This window comes from Cellulophaga baltica, assembly GCF_900102165.1.
In the GTDB taxonomy this organism is placed as follows: Bacteria; Bacteroidota; Bacteroidia; order Flavobacteriales; family Flavobacteriaceae; genus Cellulophaga; species Cellulophaga baltica.
Window position 1 is genome coordinate 269,108 of record NZ_FNBD01000004.1, and the last position, 16,170, is coordinate 285,277.

Annotated in this window: 15 protein-coding genes; 12 read left to right on the plus strand and 3 right to left on the minus strand. The window is 35.7% G+C overall.

Annotated elements, in window-relative coordinates; translation table 11 throughout:
- Nucleotides 1-39: 39 nt before the first annotated feature.
- A complete protein-coding gene (locus BLQ19_RS09020) occupies nucleotides 40-1,206 on the minus strand; it encodes a DUF4861 family protein (protein ID WP_074538114.1) in 1,167 nt (388 codons plus the stop codon).
- A gap of 273 nt (nucleotides 1,207-1,479) precedes the next feature.
- Here BLQ19_RS09020 and BLQ19_RS09025 point away from each other — a divergent pair, with 273 nt between their 5' ends.
- The 12 genes from BLQ19_RS09025 to BLQ19_RS09080 all read left to right on the plus strand — a co-directional run bounded on the left by BLQ19_RS09025 (nucleotide 1,480) and on the right by BLQ19_RS09080 (nucleotide 13,121).
- Nucleotides 1,480-2,058, plus strand: a complete 579-nt coding sequence (locus BLQ19_RS09025) for an N-acyl amino acid synthase FeeM domain-containing protein (protein WP_074538115.1) — start codon at nucleotides 1,480-1,482, stop codon at nucleotides 2,056-2,058.
- Nucleotides 2,051-3,553: an FAD-binding oxidoreductase gene (locus BLQ19_RS09030; protein ID WP_074538116.1), complete on the plus strand. Its 1,503-nt coding sequence runs from the start codon at nucleotides 2,051-2,053 to the stop codon at nucleotides 3,551-3,553. The genes BLQ19_RS09025 and BLQ19_RS09030 overlap by 8 nt, the downstream gene beginning before the upstream one ends.
- Before the next feature lie 194 nt (nucleotides 3,554-3,747).
- Nucleotides 3,748-4,290 carry a DinB family protein gene (locus tag BLQ19_RS09035; RefSeq protein WP_074538117.1) on the plus strand — a complete coding sequence of 181 codons (543 nt, stop codon included), beginning with the start codon at nucleotides 3,748-3,750 and terminating at the stop codon, nucleotides 4,288-4,290.
- 20 nt (nucleotides 4,291-4,310) lie between these two features.
- Nucleotides 4,311-4,847, plus strand: a complete 537-nt coding sequence (locus BLQ19_RS09040) for a hypothetical protein (protein ID WP_029449531.1) — start codon at nucleotides 4,311-4,313, stop codon at nucleotides 4,845-4,847.
- Nucleotides 4,848-4,916: 69 nt separating this feature from the next.
- A complete protein-coding gene (locus tag BLQ19_RS09045; protein ID WP_074538118.1) occupies nucleotides 4,917-5,717 on the plus strand; it encodes a hypothetical protein in 801 nt (266 codons plus the stop codon).
- A gap of 172 nt (nucleotides 5,718-5,889) precedes the next feature.
- The gene (locus tag BLQ19_RS09050) at nucleotides 5,890-7,215 is read left to right on the plus strand and encodes a TolC family protein (RefSeq protein ID WP_074538119.1); all 1,326 of its coding nucleotides are present in this window, start codon (nucleotides 5,890-5,892) and stop codon (nucleotides 7,213-7,215) included.
- Nucleotides 7,216-7,219: 4 nt separating this feature from the next.
- Nucleotides 7,220-8,458 (plus strand): efflux RND transporter periplasmic adaptor subunit, encoded by a 1,239-nt coding sequence (locus BLQ19_RS09055; RefSeq protein ID WP_074538120.1) that lies wholly within the window; start codon nucleotides 7,220-7,222, stop codon nucleotides 8,456-8,458.
- Nucleotides 8,459-8,470: 12 nt separating this feature from the next.
- Nucleotides 8,471-9,211 carry an ABC transporter ATP-binding protein gene (locus BLQ19_RS09060; RefSeq protein WP_074538121.1) on the plus strand — a complete coding sequence of 247 codons (741 nt, stop codon included), beginning with the start codon at nucleotides 8,471-8,473 and terminating at the stop codon, nucleotides 9,209-9,211.
- A gap of 1 nt (nucleotide 9,212) precedes the next feature.
- Nucleotides 9,213-10,433 (plus strand): ABC transporter permease, encoded by a 1,221-nt coding sequence (locus BLQ19_RS09065; RefSeq protein WP_074538208.1) that lies wholly within the window; start codon nucleotides 9,213-9,215, stop codon nucleotides 10,431-10,433.
- Nucleotides 10,426-11,490 (plus strand): sensor histidine kinase, encoded by a 1,065-nt coding sequence (locus BLQ19_RS09070; protein ID WP_254788315.1) that lies wholly within the window; start codon nucleotides 10,426-10,428, stop codon nucleotides 11,488-11,490. The genes BLQ19_RS09065 and BLQ19_RS09070 overlap by 8 nt, the downstream gene beginning before the upstream one ends.
- Before the next feature lie 3 nt (nucleotides 11,491-11,493).
- Nucleotides 11,494-12,243, plus strand: a complete 750-nt coding sequence (locus BLQ19_RS09075; RefSeq protein WP_074538122.1) for a LytR/AlgR family response regulator transcription factor — start codon at nucleotides 11,494-11,496, stop codon at nucleotides 12,241-12,243.
- Nucleotides 12,244-12,374: 131 nt separating this feature from the next.
- Nucleotides 12,375-13,121 carry a hypothetical protein gene (locus BLQ19_RS09080; protein ID WP_074538123.1) on the plus strand — a complete coding sequence of 249 codons (747 nt, stop codon included), beginning with the start codon at nucleotides 12,375-12,377 and terminating at the stop codon, nucleotides 13,119-13,121.
- Nucleotides 13,122-13,805: 684 nt separating this feature from the next.
- Here BLQ19_RS09080 and BLQ19_RS09085 read toward each other — a convergent pair.
- Nucleotides 13,806-14,966, minus strand: a complete 1,161-nt coding sequence (locus tag BLQ19_RS09085; protein ID WP_074538124.1) for a metal ABC transporter permease — start codon at nucleotides 14,964-14,966, stop codon at nucleotides 13,806-13,808.
- Nucleotides 14,959-16,086 carry a metal ABC transporter permease gene (locus BLQ19_RS09090; protein ID WP_074538125.1) on the minus strand — a complete coding sequence of 376 codons (1,128 nt, stop codon included), beginning with the start codon at nucleotides 16,084-16,086 and terminating at the stop codon, nucleotides 14,959-14,961. The genes BLQ19_RS09085 and BLQ19_RS09090 overlap by 8 nt, the downstream gene beginning before the upstream one ends.
- Nucleotides 16,087-16,170: the final 84 nt, after the last annotated feature.

Consider the following 16,170-nt stretch of genomic DNA (forward strand, 5'->3'; position numbering starts at 1 on the left):
TAGTATTAAATAAAGAAACTCAGCATATACAAGCTATTCTTACTCTTTTTCAGTAATGACACAAGGGTTTTGAATGCATTCCGCTTGTTGTGCTATATAGTGTAGCCATGCTTCTTTTGAGGGTATGGCACCAAACTGATCCCAAGCAGCACCTGCGTAATAAGAAGTACCTGTTTGTGGTTTAGCTTGCAGGAGGCTCACCAAATGATTATTGATCCTGTCAATTTTTACAATAGCATCTGGCGCTGCAATTAAACCAGTACCCAAGTTTCCTTTGCCTTCTCCTAAAGACTCCCAACTCGCTAGCCAACCTAAATCTTGTTCAATTCTGGTGTAGGAATCATCACGTTGTACAAAACCTACCGCATGGGTATATCCTAGAGCAGCAATATCCGTAGTATAGGTACTTTCAATTTTATTAAAATAATGACCAGCATCCAAGGTTACTCTTTTGATTTCTAAAAGATCATCATCTAGAGTCCATCCTGTAAATTTTAATTCAAAGACCGTACGAATAGGACCATTTGCAATAATGTGCTGATCGTAAAAAGCATTTGAAAAATAAATAGAATCGTTTGTGAAAATACCTGTACCGCCGCACCCTTGGTTCTTTCCAGAACTATAATGATCTGCACCGTAGCCTGTATCTACATGGTAACTCTGTGAAGGGGCATACCATTTTTCTATTAGGATTTCAGGAACCCGTTTACACCAAACATCCATAGCAATTCCGGTACCTTGCTTTATTGCTCGCTCTTGACCGTAAAACCGATAACCAATAAAATCATTCTCCCAAGTAAAATCTTCCATACCTTCTTGTGTAGGGAGATAAGCAGCAGCTACTATAGCAGAAGTAACATCAGCTTTATTAAAGAGACTAATTTCAAAGCTTCTTTGTTCATTTGGAGCAAAATCACTTTGAAAAATAAATTCTTCTGGATCGCCATCTTCATTATAATCCATGGCTTGTGTGGTTAAAAAAGTATGAGTCTGTAAATCTTTTACTTGAATATGAGTAAGCGTAGCATTTGTAAAATGGGCTGTAATAAAAGGGCCGCTTAAGGTTATGGTTTCATTGGATCTTATGATGGGTAGTGGGTTTTCTACCGTAATAGCCATCGTAACATTTTCTTTTGGCGAAGCGTTTTGAGGATAGGTACACTGTAGCGCCAATAGTAAAAGAAGTAGGAATAGCGCTGATTTCATGAAGATACGTTGATCATTTCTGAATTTTGAGCTAGGAATATAGTCTTTTCTACTCTTAAGGGCGGTACTTAAAAACTACAATTTTTGAGGATATTGTTTATAATCTTCAACGTATGGTAGAATGAAGTGCTTAATAATTACATATATTAGTGGTGTACTATTTTACCTACGACACAAATACATAGTTACGTCATAATTTGGGGATCTTATGGAGGGTGAAATGACGTGATCCAAGAAGTAACAACTACATGTATAACGTAAAAGCACCCTAAAATGGAATTTAAAATAGTTTCAACAGACGAAGAATATGAATGTACCGATACCCTTATTCAGAAAGCATATCATTCAAAAAAATTAATAGAAGAAGGAGATTTTACCCATATTAATAGAGTGAAGAAACATAGTTTTATTAGAGCCTATGGTAGAAAAGGCGAGCATCCTATTATCACATGTTCCGCCATCATTAGCTCCAAAAAAGAAGAACTGCCTAGCTCAGATATCTATGCAGAAGAAATAACAGAACTTCTAAAAGTAAAAGAGTTTGTTGCAGAAGTTTGTCTGCTTGCAGATTGCAGAAAAATACCTAGATATAGCGATCTTTTAAATTTACTTTCCTTCTTGAGTTCAGAGAGCCTAAAAAGGGGAGTAACCAATGTAATTCTCTCCGTACACCCCAATTCATGTAATTTTTATGAGAGTTTTTTCAATTGTATAAAACTTGGTAGTGAAAAAGAATATGAAAAACTTTCAGAGGCTCCTGCGCAATTAATGTATTGCGATTTAAATATGATTGACGCAGAACACTTCCCGAACCTATTTAGAGAAACCATCTACAAATACTACAATGCATAAACAGACCATCACAAGGTGTTTAGATCAGCTGGCCGCAAGTAAAAATATAGTGTATCCAGAAACTACAGAGGAGATAAAAGATATTATAGTGTATTGCAATACAAATGCTTGTAGTTTTTATCCAGTTTCATCAGGTAATAACTGGGGGTATGGAAGTAGTTTTCCGTCTGATGAAAATACTCCAATTGTAATGAATTTGTCAAAAATGCCAGGGGTCATCAGCTTTGATGCTGAAGAGGGGTTATTGACGTTTGGACCTGGTTTAACCCAAGAAAAACTCTATAATTATTTAAAAGCTAATTCTTATGAATTTATGGTGCCAGTAACTGGGGCAGGGCCAGAGGCAAATATTATGGGAAATGCTTTAGAGCGAGGATTTGGAATTACTCCAATTCATGATCATGTAGCATCCGTACGTTCCTTAAAAGCAATTTTACCCGATGGGAGTACCTACCAATCTCCTTTTTCTGAATTAGGACTATCACAATTAGACAAACATCATAAATGGGGAGTGGGGCCTAATTTTGATTATATTTTCTTTCAATCCAATTTTGGGGTTGTTTACGAAATGACCATAAAGCTAGAGCGTACGCCAGATAAAATTGTACTATTTACGATGGCTATTTCTAATGAAGCGCTAGACGAGTGTTTATTAAAATTGAAGGAAATAAAAGAATCGTATAAAGGTTTCATATCGGGGATTAACCTAATGAATACCCGTAGGATGTTGGCTATGAAAAGCCATTACCTGTTAGAGGAACAAGGTTATTGCGCTGAAGATAAAATACAAAAGCTTAAAACGGCGCATAAGTTAGAAGATTGGACTGTTATGGGGGCAATCTATGGCTCAAAAGGAATTAGAGCGACCATAAAAAAAGAGTTAAAAAAGGCATTGAGAGGTATTGGTACAAAAAAGCGCTACATAGCTTCTAACAATGTCATAATTAATAAAAGTTGGCTAGGGAAGCTCTTTGTTGATGCTGAGGACCTAAAAAAAATAAAAGAAGGCTTCTCCATTTTAAAAGGAAAACCTTCTAGATATCCTCTTAATTTAATATACTCTCTATCGGATATAGCTGATGGAGACAAAAAATACAATCCATTAAAGGATCATATAGGAATTTTATGGTACGCACCAGTTTTACCATTTAAAATTGCTATTATTAATGAATATATGGTGGGTATCTATAAAATATTTAAAGCGTTTAACATAGAACCTATGGTAACCTTAACCATTCAGAATGAAAATATCATAGCATCTACGATACCAATTTTGTTTAATAAAACAGAAAAGGAAGCCGTAGCAAATGCCCATGACTTATATAGACGTTTATTAGCATTCTCATTAGAACTTGGCATTTATCCATATCGGTTGCCCACCATTTTTCAAAAGGACTATGTAGATCGTGTCAACTGGAAAGATAGTCTCGCAGGGAAACTGAAAAACAAACTAGATCCGAATAATATAGTAGCCCCAAATCGTTATTCAGAATAAGCACTGGAGAATATGAAAGAGGCCAAAAGCATCGTACTTTAATTAGGTAGCTGAAAATCAATGTATATTTAAATTGAATAATTTTCTGCTATATTAGTATTTTCTATAAAGAACTTATAAGCTATAATAGCTTATAAAACATCGGTAGTGAATGCTGCCAATACTATGTAAAAGAAACAAAAACTTGAATTCTCATGAGAAAACTATTAGTTCTTACTGCTATATTGGTACTATCTTCTAAAGCATCACCGTTGTTTGCCCAGCAAGACAATTTTATTGAGCAGTATGTAGAGCGATTAGAAAACTCAAGGAAATATTTACTTCTTGTGGCAGAAACAATGCCCGAAGAGAACTACACATTTAAGCCCACACCAGAATCCTTAAGTTTTGAAGAGCATTTAATGCATATTGCTTGGGCAATGGATTGGCATAGTGAGTCGCTGTTAGGAGGCAGAGCTGCAAGAGATTGGGATACAGATACAACCCTTAAGGTAGCCGATAAATCTAAGGCAGAGATGATGGCTACTATTGATAAAACATTTGATACGGCAATAACATTTATCAACCATTTTGAACTGGTTAAATTAGAAGAGCGATTAGATTATTTTGGAGCAGATAGAACAAAGAGGCAAATTCTGTTATTGTTAAGTGATCATATCACACACCACAGGGCTCAGATGCTCGTCTATATGCGATTGAACCAACTGGTACCACCTAGATATGTTTTATTTCAATAATTAATTTCAAGAATTTTTGGATGGATGGATTTGCAGATTGGATCAATGGATTTATAAAAACGAATTTTAAAAGAAAATTTTTACTATTAATTGCAGTACCTTTTTTATTAAGTTCCTTGTTTATAATAGACTTTTTGCTCTTACCCGAGCATCATCAGACAGAAAGTTTACGGAATACGGAATGGATATTTTTACCAAACCATTCCATAGCTTCTAAAGAAAGAAGCAAACACATGGGCTATAATTACACTACCGAAAATGATTATAAATTTTCTACGTTACGGACAAAAATTGAAAGCTCCTATATTGAAATAACCAGTAGCCCAATATTTAAAACAGTAAAGACCGTTACCGTAGAAGGTAAAGAAATTGCTATTCAGTCCGGTTTAAATGGCGTACTGGGTGTATTGATGATTTCCGGGAACCTCATCCTGCTAATTTCGGGTAGTTATGTACTCTTGAAACAAGATATATCACAAAATGCGAGATTAAACTTGAGCTTTTTAAGCCTATTTCTTTTTGCTATTTGGGGGTATGCGCTTGTAGAATATGGATAATCTAAATAGGATTTAAAGGAAATTTCTTAAAAATAGCATCGTACATCTATTCATAGTCGCTTTTAAAATATGCAAATAACCCCTACCAACTCTATAGTATTTATTGGCATCATTTCAATAATCACCTATTGTTTTGTAAAAAGACTATCTCCTGAAAAAGGCTGGTTTACCTATTTTTACAGTGGATTACTCTTAGTTTTTATCAATTTTATCTTTCTTTTTTTTAGTAATTTTTTCTTGACTACGGTACAAAACACATTTAAATCTCTGGTTGCAGGAGAAAATTATACCGCTAGAGTGCTTAATATAACTATAGATGAAACGACGTATAATTCTAAAGGAGATTCCTATATTCCCACCATACGTTTTACTACTATTGAGGGAAAAACATTAGAAAGAAAATTAGAGATCTCCTCGTCTCAAATTCAAGAAGGAGATAAGCTAAGCATTAATTATCATAAGATTACCGATACGGTTATTATAAAAGAAAAGTTTTTTACAAGCAAACTATTAAGAAGCTTTTTATTCTTTCTTGTGTTTATCTTTTTTATAATTGGTCAACTATTATTTGCTTTTAATAGGGATATGACTTGGTATTTTAATAGTGTAAAGATGGTAGTTTTTTATTTTCTTATTCCTTTAATCATGATAGCTTTTGATGCCTTATTAGTAAATGGACTTTTTCAAGGCGATAATATTTCTGCACTAAGTATCCTTATAATCATGTTTTTTATTTTTGTACTGAGCGTATCAATACTAGGTTATTTTAAAGTGATTTTATCCAGAGGAACTCCTAAAATAAAACAAGTAGGACCCAATAAATGGGTTGGTGATTGGGAAGATAAAGAGAAAGACAAGTTAGAGGCTTAGTACCCATAAAGCGGCAGCTAATACAATTCTCAATGGCAAACTGACTTCCCATTCAAAAATCTCATCGATAGAATTCTTCTTTTGGTATAGGAAATAGGGCAGAACTTCTATTCCGTTTACTAGATACATGTATAAGTTTCAATTTTGAAGTGTAAATTAAAAATCACTCCATATGAAACTATATACACTTATAGCATCGCTACTGTTTAGCTTGGGCATTTTTGCTCAAGAGCAGCCTAATACTTCAGATGCTAAGGTTTGGACCTTAGAAGAATGTATAGCTTATGCATTAGCGCATAACATTACGATACAACAAGCCAACATTAATAAGCAACTAACAGAGGTAGCTTTAATGGAGTCTAAATCTTCTCGTTTGCCTAGTCTATCAGGGACAGCAAGTCAGAACCTTACCAATGGGAATACGATTGACCCTATTACGAGCGATTTTGTTTCGCAGCAGATAAACTCCACAAGCCTTTCCTTAAATACGTCCGTAACACTATTTCAAGGCAATCAGATCAACAATCAAATTAAACAAAGTAAACTGCTCGTAGATCAGTATCAGTTATACGCGCAAGAGTCTCAGAACAACATCACCTTAAATATTACTGAAGCCTACATTCAATTGTTATATGCGAAAGAGGCTATAAAGATTGCAGAAAACAATGTAAGCACTTCTCAGAAAGAAGAAGAGAGAGCAAAAGCACTTTTTGATGCGGGTTCTATAGCTATACGTGATTATACAGATGCTAAATCTCAAACTGCTACAAACAACTATAATTTAATAGCGGCTAAAAATACCTATGATCTACAATTACTGAGTTTAAAGCAACTCTTAGAACTTTCATCAACGGATAGTTTTGCTATTGTAGATGGGGTAGAATATTTGGCAGAGAATGTTCCTGAACTACAAGAAGTATATGCAGAAGCCGTAGCTATACTTCCAGAAATAAATGCCAGTAAAACAAATGTTTTGGTATCAGAAAAAGCCTTAGATATTGCAAAAGGAGGATACTTGCCCACCTTATCACTTACGGGGAGTTTAGGATCAGGATATACATCTACGCAAACTTTAAATTTTACCGATCAGTTTGATGGCAACTTTAACCAACGGGTAGGTTTGTCCTTAAACGTTCCCATATTTAATAAGAATAAAACAAAAGCAGCCGTTCAAGAAGCACAATTAAATATAGACAATGCAGCCTTGCAATTAGCGCAAGAAGAGAAAGACTTGTATGTGAAAGTAGAAACGGCGTGGAAAAACACCATAGCCACTCAGAGTCAGTTAAACGCGGCCTATATTGCCCGTAATGCGGCAAAAGAATCCTATAGATTGGCACAGAAACAATATGAATTGGGAGCATTGAGTACTACAAATTTAATCTTGAGTCAGAATACCTATACCAATACAGAACAAAATTACATACAAGCAAAATATTTAAACTTATTGTACAATCAATTATTACAATTTTATCAAGGAAACCAAATAAGCATTTAATCATATGAAAAATAATAAAACAAAAAAATGGATTGGAGCTGCAGTTGTTATCGCGCTTGGTTTAGGAAGTTATTTCTTCTTCTTTGCTGGGACAGGTAACGCTGAAGTACAAGTACTCACAGTCCCTGCAAAAACCGGAAATGTTACTACGATGGTGACGGCTACAGGAACAATAGAGCCCGTAAAACAAGTAGATGTGGGTACGCAAGTATCAGGAGTGGTAGAAAAGATCTATGTAGATTATAACAGTATAGTTACCGAAGGGCAACTTATAGCCGAATTGGATAAAACCACCTTAAAATCTACATTAATCAAGCAACAGGCTAATTATAATAAATCGGTAAACGATAGAAATTATCAGAAGACTATTTATGACCGTCAGAAAGTATTGTACGACAATCAGGTAATTAGCAAATCTGATTATGATGAAGCCTTGTATAATTATGAGGTAGCTAAGAATACCGTTTCAGAAACCTATTCTGATTATCAGAATGCGAAAACAAACCTTAGTTACGCTAATATCTATTCTCCTATAAACGGAGTAGTGTTGTCTAGAGATGTAGATGAAGGGCAAACGGTAGCAGCAAGTTATAGCACGCCTAACTTATTTACGATTGCCAAAGATTTAACAGAAATGCAGGTAGAAGCAGCTGTAGATGAGGCAGATATAGGACAGGTTAAAGAGGGGCAGCGTGTAAGTTTTACAGTAGATGCGTATCAAGGTGAAGAGTTTGAGGGTACCGTTACTCAAGTCCGTCTTAATCCAACAACCACTTCCAATGTGGTAACATATACCGTAGTTATAAAGGCAGACAATCCTGATCTAAAATTAAAACCAGGCTTGACGGCAACAATTTCTATTTATACGGTAGAATTGAAAGATGTTTTAACCGTAGAAGCCAAGGCCATCAATTTTAAGCCAAATCAAGAATTAATGGCAGCATATCAAGCGCAAGGCGGACAAGAAAATGCCGCTCCACCAGCAGCTAAAGATCGTGTAATGCCAGATGAAGATTCAACCATTTTATGGGTAAATGACAACGGTAATCTTAAGCCGAAAAAAGTGAGTTTAGGCGTTAGTGATGGTGTTAATGTAGAAATAATCGAGGGGATAAGTGCTAATGATGAAGTGGTGTACCAAATGAAATCTATAGCTGCTGGGTCCCAAAGTGGCGCTAACAGTGGCGATAGTGAAAGTCCGTTTATGCCATCAAAACCGCCAGGAGGAGGCGGACCACGTTAAAAATATATGATTATGAAAAAGATAGCCATACAAATAGACGATTTAAAAAGAGAGTTTAGAATGGGGGATGAGATTGTTCATGCCCTTAGAGGGGTCTCATTTACGATAGAAGAAGGAGAATTTGTGACTATTATGGGAACAAGTGGCTCAGGAAAAAGTACCATGCTTAATACCTTAGGCTGTTTAGACCAACCAACATCGGGAAGTTATAAGATAGATGGGGTATCGGTAAAAGAGCTAGACAAGAATCAATTGGCTAAAATTAGGAATGAAAAAATAGGGTTCGTATTTCAGTCGTATAATCTATTGCCTAGAACAACGGCCTTAGAGAATGTAGAATTACCCTTGTTATACAATTCATCGGTATCAACAGAAGAACGCAGAGAAAGAGCGCTAGAGGCCTTAGATAAGGTGGGTTTATCAGAACGTTTACATCATACGCCTTCGCAACTATCAGGAGGGCAACAGCAACGTGTTGCAATAGCCAGATCATTAGTGAATAATCCTATTGTGTTATTAGCAGATGAGGCTACGGGGAATTTAGATACCCGCACTTCCTATGAGATTATTGCACTTTTTCAAGAACTGAATCGCCAAGGGAAAACCATCATTTTTGTAACTCACGAGCCAGATATCGCCTCTTTTAGTACGCGTACCATTGTATTAAAAGATGGGCAGATTATAAAAGACGAAAAGAATACCAACATTAAGGATGCTAAAGAAGAATTAGCAGCGATCCCAAATGAAGACTGATATGAGAATTCTAAATTTATTAAAAATATCATTCAAAGCGATTATCTTAAATAAGGTAAGGGCTTTGCTGACCATGTTAGGGGTTATCATTGGTGTGGCTTCCGTGATTGCCATGCTGGCCATTGGTGAAGGCTCTAAACAGAGTATTAAAACGCAAATATCTAATATGGGATCTAATATGATTACCATAAGACCTTATGCCGAACGGAAAGCAGGAGTACGTTTAGACCGCAGTGAAATGCAATCGCTTACGCTTGATGATTATGAGAAAATAGCATCAGAAGCCAGTTTACTAACCTATGTTTCTCCGCAGGTAGATGGTAACGGACAAGTGATCAACGGTGCCGAAAACTGGCCTTCTAGTATTTATGGGGTGAATACGGACTATTTGGCCATCAAAGTGTGGGAAATAGAAAATGGAAGTATGTTTACCGATGCTGAGGTTGCTTCGGCAGCAAAGGTTGCTGTTATTGGGCAAACGGTCGTAGAGAATGTATTTACGAATGGAGAAGATCCGGTAGGGAAGATGATTCGGTTTAACAATATCCCCTTTATGGTGATTGGCGTATTGGCTGAAAAGGGAGAAAATACTTTTGGTCAAGATCAAGACGATGTGGTTCTTGCTCCGTATACTACGGTACAAAAACGTATTTTAGCGATAGACTATTTACAATCTATAATTGCTTCTGCCGTGAGTGAAGATCAATCTGCAGATGCGGTAACTGAGGTCACTAAAATTATGGATGAAGCACATGGTTTGCAAAGTGGAGCCACTGCAGATTATGAAGTACGTTCTATGGAAGAATTAATTTCTACCTTTAGTGCTACCAGTGAGATGTTAACGGTGTTGTTAGTAGCTATTGCAAGTATCTCCTTATTAATTGGAGGTATTGGGATCATGAACATTATGTATGTTTCTGTAAAAGAACGCACCAGAGAGATAGGCTTACGATTGGCAGTAGGTGCAAAAGGAGCCGATATCTTGATGCAATTTCTAATCGAAGCGATATTAATTAGTATTACAGGTGGAATTATTGGGGTAGTTTTAGGACTAAGCACTACTTTTATCATAGAAACAGTATTGCATTGGCCTACAAGTGTTACGGCATCGTCTATAATAATCTCTTTTGCGGTATGTGCCGTAACAGGTATATTCTTTGGATGGTACCCCGCACGTAAAGCAGCAGCCTTAGATCCTATAGCAGCAATGAGATATGAATAATAGATTTTTTAATATGCCCATAAATAATAAAGTACTACTACCTGTATTGCATGTTCTAGCATGGTTTATCTTGTTTAGTTTGCCTTATTTTTTACTTACGCTAGATGCTACACAAGATCAAGTGTTATTAAAAACTTTTATACGCTCTTGGGTGCACTTGTTTTTCTATGGAATTATATTTTATATCAATTACCTGTATCTTATTGATAAGCTTTTGTTCTCCAATAAATTGCTGCAATTTATTGGCATTAACGTGATTATTATCGGGGTTTCTATTATGTTGAGAGAACACTTAAAAGCTTCTTATTTTAACCAATGGCTAGACCTTAGTAGTGAGGAGACTAGAAAAATGCCACGTAAAGAAATGTCTATCTATTTTAATATTATAGCAACCATTGTTCCTATTGCCTTCGCTGTAGCTTTAAAAACTACCGAGCGCTGGGTTAAGATAGAAAAAGCAACTAAAGAGGCGGCAACCTTAAAATTACAAACAGAGATTCAGCATTTGCGCTACCAATTACAGCCGCATTTTTTCTTTAATTCTTTAAATAATATCTATTCTTTGGTAGACGTTGCACCAGAGCAAGCTAAATCTACCTTACATAGTTTAAGTAAGTTGATGCGTTACTTGTTGTATGAAACAAATACGAGTGTAATTGCTTTGAGTAAGGAAATAGATTTTTTGAAGAAGTATATAGATTTGATGGAGTTACGTACCTCAGATAAAACAAAGATTAGTTATAGTTTTCCGTTAGAAGAAACACAAATACAAATAGCGCCTTTGTTATTTATATCGCTTATTGAAAATGCCTTTAAACACGGAGTTTCGGCAACCCAAGAGAGTGAGATTAAAATAGCCTTGACTACTGAAGATAATTTGGTTATTTTTAAAATTGAGAATACAAATTTTCCTAAAACGACGACGGATAAAAGTGGTTCGGGGATAGGCTTACAGAACCTAAAGAAAGGTTTGGCACTTTTGTATGCCGATAAATATACTTTTGAGACGCAATTAAAAGATGGTATTTATAGTGTAGATTTAAGAATAGAAACCTAAGAGATGAGTGTAATTACCTGTATTATAGTAGATGATGAACCTATGGCACTAAATTTAGTGGAGTCCTATGTTTCAAAAACACCATTTCTGCAACTTAAAAAAAAATGCAGCAGTGCATTGGAAGCTTTAGATTACCTAAATGAAGTGCCGGTAGATTTAATTTTCTTAGACATTCAAATGCCAGATTTAACGGGCTTAGAGTTTTCTAAAATGCTTCCTAAAAATACGCGGTTTATTCTTACTACGGCTTTTGATCAATATGCTTTAGAAGGGTTTAAGGTAGAAGCTTTAGATTATTTATTAAAACCTTTTGATTATGCAGAGTTCTTAACTGCAGCAAATAAAGCGAAGGTCTGGTTTGATCTATCAAAAAAGCAAACGGTACCGGTTCCAGTGGTGCCAGAATTAAAAGAACAGCCAGAAAAAGAATTTCTTTTTGTAAAATCTGAGTACAAACAATTGCGGATTAAATTAGCCGATGTATTGTATTTTGAGGGTTTAAAAGATTACATCAAAATTTGGATCAAAGACAATCCAAAAGCAATTTTAACATTGATGAGCTTAAAGTCGCTCGAAGAGGAACTTCCCGAACAGAGTTTTATGCGGGTACATCGCTCGTTTATTGTTTCATTAAAGAATATTGAAGTTATAGAGCGGAGTCAGATCCTCATAAACAACCAACGTATTACGGTATCTGAGCAATATAAAAGTAAATTTTTAGACTATATAAATTCCAATTCTCTAAACTTGTAATTCCCTTTTTTGCTTATTCTTTCTAAATGCATTGTAAAGTGCACTAGAACCCTAGTGGCTAATTTTAGGATTAGTACTACTGTTTTTAAGATTGATATTAAAGGGGATTGTGAGCACTAAATTTAAAATATATGAAGCTATTTCGTAAATTAAGAAGAAACCTAATTGCCTTGGGTAAGGTAAAATCTTATATCATTTATGCTTTAGGTGAAATTGTATTGATTGTCATTGGGATCTTGATTGCTTGGAAAATAGGCGATTTAAATGAAATCCGAAAAAATAACATTGTTGAGCAGAAAGTGTATGAAAGTTTAAATGAGGAGCTGAATACCAATTTGAGAATATTAAATGGATTGGTAGCAGAATATCCGCGCGCTATAGTTCGGTTAGAAAACACTTTGAATTATGTTGGGTATACAGAAGATAAAATTACTCAAGGTACCAAAGACACTATCATCAATGTATTAGATAAAGAAGTAAGTTTATTAGATGGCTCTATAAATTCCATTATCAATACTACAAAGTTTGAGTTTATAGAGAGTGCAGATTTGAAAGATTTAATCATCATGTATCCAAATAAGATTCAGAATTTTAAAGAACAAGATGCTAAGATTAAGCTTATTGTAGCAAACCGACTCAAACCAGTATTAGAAAAGTACATTTCGTTGGTTGATATGTTGCCTCATACGGATCCAAAATACGATAGTATCCGAAAGTATGGAGCCAAATCTGATTATATTGGCTTGTTGTCAGATAAAGAATACCAGAATAGTATTATAGATCGCATGTTACAAACACAAATTCAGTTTGACCATGTAAAGAGTCTCCGCAGTAAAACTAAAATCCTTATCAATACTTTAGCGGAGGAGCTCGACTAATTTGAAAGCTAGTGTTGAGGTTTTCCTACTAGTAGGAAGTATCTAGTCCAAAGTAAAGAGTACAAAGTATTAAGTATGAAGTAAAAAGAGTAGGAGCAGCTATGTGTACTAATTATAAAACAAAGCGACGCTGTCACTTCGAGTGAATAATAAAGTAGCGTTAGCGGATGCATCATTAGTATCGAGAAGTTGTCGTGTTTCAAAAGTTCTCGATACAATTTTCTACCGAAAATCACTCGAACTGACATTTGTTTTTATAGTATTAAGTAGATAGTATTTAGTACGAAGTATTGAGTATTAAGGGTAGGAGCAGCTATGTGTACTAATTATAAAACAAAACTACGCTGTCACTTCGAGTGAATGATGCCATAGCGGTAGCGGATGCATCATTAGTATCGAGAAGTTTTAGAGTAGTAAAAAGTTCTCGATACAATTTTCTACCGAAAATCACTCGAACTGACATTTGTTTTTATAGTATTAAGTAGATAGTATTTAGTACGAAGTATTGAGTATTAAGGGTAGGAGCAGCTATGTGTACTAATTATAAAACAAAACTACGCTGTCACTTCGAGTGAATGATGCCATAGCGCTAGCGGATGCATCATTAGTATCGAGAAGTTTTAGAGTAGTAAAAGGTTCTCGATACAATTTTCTACCGAAAATCACGCGAACTGACATTACACGTTACCCCCTAAATAGAAAGAAATCATCCTTCATATACTCAATTTTAGCATCTTCATTTGTAATAATATAATCAATAGCAAGAGAGGTAAATTCTTCTCCTTTTTCTGTTAAGGAAACCACCCCATTATCAATAACAATCATGTTATTTTTTTGGGCAAGTTCTACAACCGTTTTACTGCGGACTTTCTGCCAATTGATATGCTCATTTAAATGGTTCACATGACGTTCTTCTTCCTCTTGGTGATTTTTTAAATGCAATAAAAAGGTAAGTAAGGAAACCTCTGTTCGTTGTTGCCGCTCCCGATAGATTACGGCAATAACCCCTTTGCTAGGCGCAAATAAGTAGACTAAAAAGAAGATAACCCCTAACATCGTAGTTATAGAACCCGCAATAGAAGCATCTAAGAAATGCGCTAGCCAATAGCCAGAAATAGCGCCTGTAACCCCAAAAACTATAGCTAAAAGAAGCATTCGCTTTAAATCTGTTGTTAATAAATAGGCAGTTGCCGCTGGTGCAATCATTAATGCAACTACCAAAATAGCCCCGACGGCATCAAAAGCACCCACGGTAGTCACCGAAGAAACTGTCATTAATCCGTAATGAATTACGGTAGGCGAGAATCCTAATGAAGCCGCTAGACCAGCATCAAAAGTGCTTATTTTTAGTTCTTTAAAAAAGGCAATCAGAAGGATAATTGTAAGTACTAGAATACTCCCGATGATCACTAGTGATTTTGGACCAATATCTGTTCCACCAATAATCATACGATCAAAAGGCGCGAAGGCTAATTCTCCTAGGAGAACGGCATCTACATCTAAATGCACATCGTTTGCATTTTTAGCAATTAGAATAACACCAATGCTAAATAAAATAGGGAATACCAATCCTATAGCGGTATCTTCTTTTACTAAGCCTGTTTTTTGAATGTACTCTACTAATACTACGGTAAGAATCCCTGTTAGTGCTGCAAGAATAATGAGTACGGGCGAATTTAAATCTTGGGTGATAAAGAATCCGATAACAATACCTGGGAGTATAGAGTGACTGATGGCATCACTAATCATGGCCATTTTACGCAACACCAGAAAGGTTCCTGGAATAGCACAAGCGATGGCTACGATACTAGCAATAAGCTGAATTTCTATTTGTGAGCTACTCATCTTTAGCGTTTTGTTGGTTGTACAAATTGGAAGCTACTTTAAAACCTTCTTCGGTTAAACTCCACATATTCCCTTGAATAGTAACGTAATGTTTATGCTCTAATTCTTTTAGTGTTTTGGTGGTATACCCTTGAAAATTATTCAATATTTTAATTGTATGCGGATGCGAAATATTATCATGTGTTTCTGCTATATGATACATGAATGCTAAGGTTTTGTGTAACTCTAAATCACGTCTGTTTTTAATAATCCGTAGCTGTTTAAAAAGTAAGCCGCGACTTGGAGAAAAGATAAAAGAAAATAGTACAAAAACACCGGCTACAATAACAATTACAGGTCCTGTAGATAGGTTGGTCTGGCTAGCACTAATTGCCGTGCCAAATACCCCAGCAAAGGCACCAAAAATAGCTGCAAGAACTACCATAAAGCTTAAACTATTAGTCCACTGTCGTGCCGCAGCAGCGGGAGCAAGGAGCATAGCGCTCATTAGCACAACACCTACTGTTTGTAGCCCTAAAACAATAGCGAGCACAATAAATGAGGTAATTAGAATATCTATGAATTTTGTATTGAAACCGAGTGTTTTGGTATAGTCGGCATCAAATAGAAGAATTTTAAATTCTTTCCAAAATAGTAGTAAAATGATTAGGCAAATACCGGTTACGATAGCCATAAGCCACACATCGCTTTCTACGAGTGTTGCTGCTTGCCCAAAAAGGTATTTATCTAAACCCGCTTGGTTGGCATTGGGCTGCTTTTGAATAAAAGTAAGGAGCAACATACCAAATCCGAAAAAGAGGGATAATATTAACCCTAATGCGGTGTCTGATTTTAAATGCGTTTTAGTGGTAATTCCACGAATCCAAAACGTGCCTAAGAGTCCGCTGATCAGTGCTCCAATTTGCAGTACGCTACTGTCTTTTGTTCCTGTGATTAGAAATGCAATAGCAATACCTGGTAACGCAGCGTGTGAGATGGCATCTCCTAATAAACTTTGCTTTCTAAGAACGGCAAAGCTACCGAGCATACCACAAACAGCTCCTAAAATGGCAGTCCCTAACGTAATGGTTCTCAGGGTATAATCTGAAAAGACTAGTTGTATGTATTCTAAAGGATCTATGATTGTTTGTTTTAATGGTTTGTCTGTAATGTTTCGTTAGTATTGTTTGGTACTCAAGGTTCAATATGTGTTCTTAAATGTTTT

What these genes read in the sequence shown, in the direction of transcription:
- BLQ19_RS09020 (WP_074538114.1), bottom strand. Translation starts at nt 1,206, where the DNA reads ATGAAATCAGCGCTATTCCTACTTCTTTTACTATTGGCGCTACAGTGT.
- BLQ19_RS09025 (WP_074538115.1), top strand. Translation starts at nt 1,480, where the DNA reads ATGGAATTTAAAATAGTTTCAACAGACGAAGAATATGAATGTACCGAT.
- BLQ19_RS09030 (WP_074538116.1), top strand. Translation starts at nt 2,051, where the DNA reads ATGCATAAACAGACCATCACAAGGTGTTTAGATCAGCTGGCCGCAAGT.
- BLQ19_RS09035 (WP_074538117.1), top strand. Translation starts at nt 3,748, where the DNA reads ATGAGAAAACTATTAGTTCTTACTGCTATATTGGTACTATCTTCTAAA.
- BLQ19_RS09040 (WP_029449531.1), top strand. Translation starts at nt 4,311, where the DNA reads ATGGATGGATTTGCAGATTGGATCAATGGATTTATAAAAACGAATTTT.
- BLQ19_RS09045 (WP_074538118.1), top strand. Translation starts at nt 4,917, where the DNA reads ATGCAAATAACCCCTACCAACTCTATAGTATTTATTGGCATCATTTCA.
- BLQ19_RS09050 (WP_074538119.1), top strand. Translation starts at nt 5,890, where the DNA reads ATGAAACTATATACACTTATAGCATCGCTACTGTTTAGCTTGGGCATT.
- BLQ19_RS09055 (WP_074538120.1), top strand. Translation starts at nt 7,220, where the DNA reads ATGAAAAATAATAAAACAAAAAAATGGATTGGAGCTGCAGTTGTTATC.
- BLQ19_RS09060 (WP_074538121.1), top strand. Translation starts at nt 8,471, where the DNA reads ATGAAAAAGATAGCCATACAAATAGACGATTTAAAAAGAGAGTTTAGA.
- BLQ19_RS09065 (WP_074538208.1), top strand. Translation starts at nt 9,213, where the DNA reads ATGAGAATTCTAAATTTATTAAAAATATCATTCAAAGCGATTATCTTA.
- BLQ19_RS09070 (WP_254788315.1), top strand. Translation starts at nt 10,426, where the DNA reads ATGAATAATAGATTTTTTAATATGCCCATAAATAATAAAGTACTACTA.
- BLQ19_RS09075 (WP_074538122.1), top strand. Translation starts at nt 11,494, where the DNA reads ATGAGTGTAATTACCTGTATTATAGTAGATGATGAACCTATGGCACTA.
- BLQ19_RS09080 (WP_074538123.1), top strand. Translation starts at nt 12,375, where the DNA reads ATGAAGCTATTTCGTAAATTAAGAAGAAACCTAATTGCCTTGGGTAAG.
- BLQ19_RS09085 (WP_074538124.1), bottom strand. Translation starts at nt 14,966, where the DNA reads ATGAGTAGCTCACAAATAGAAATTCAGCTTATTGCTAGTATCGTAGCC.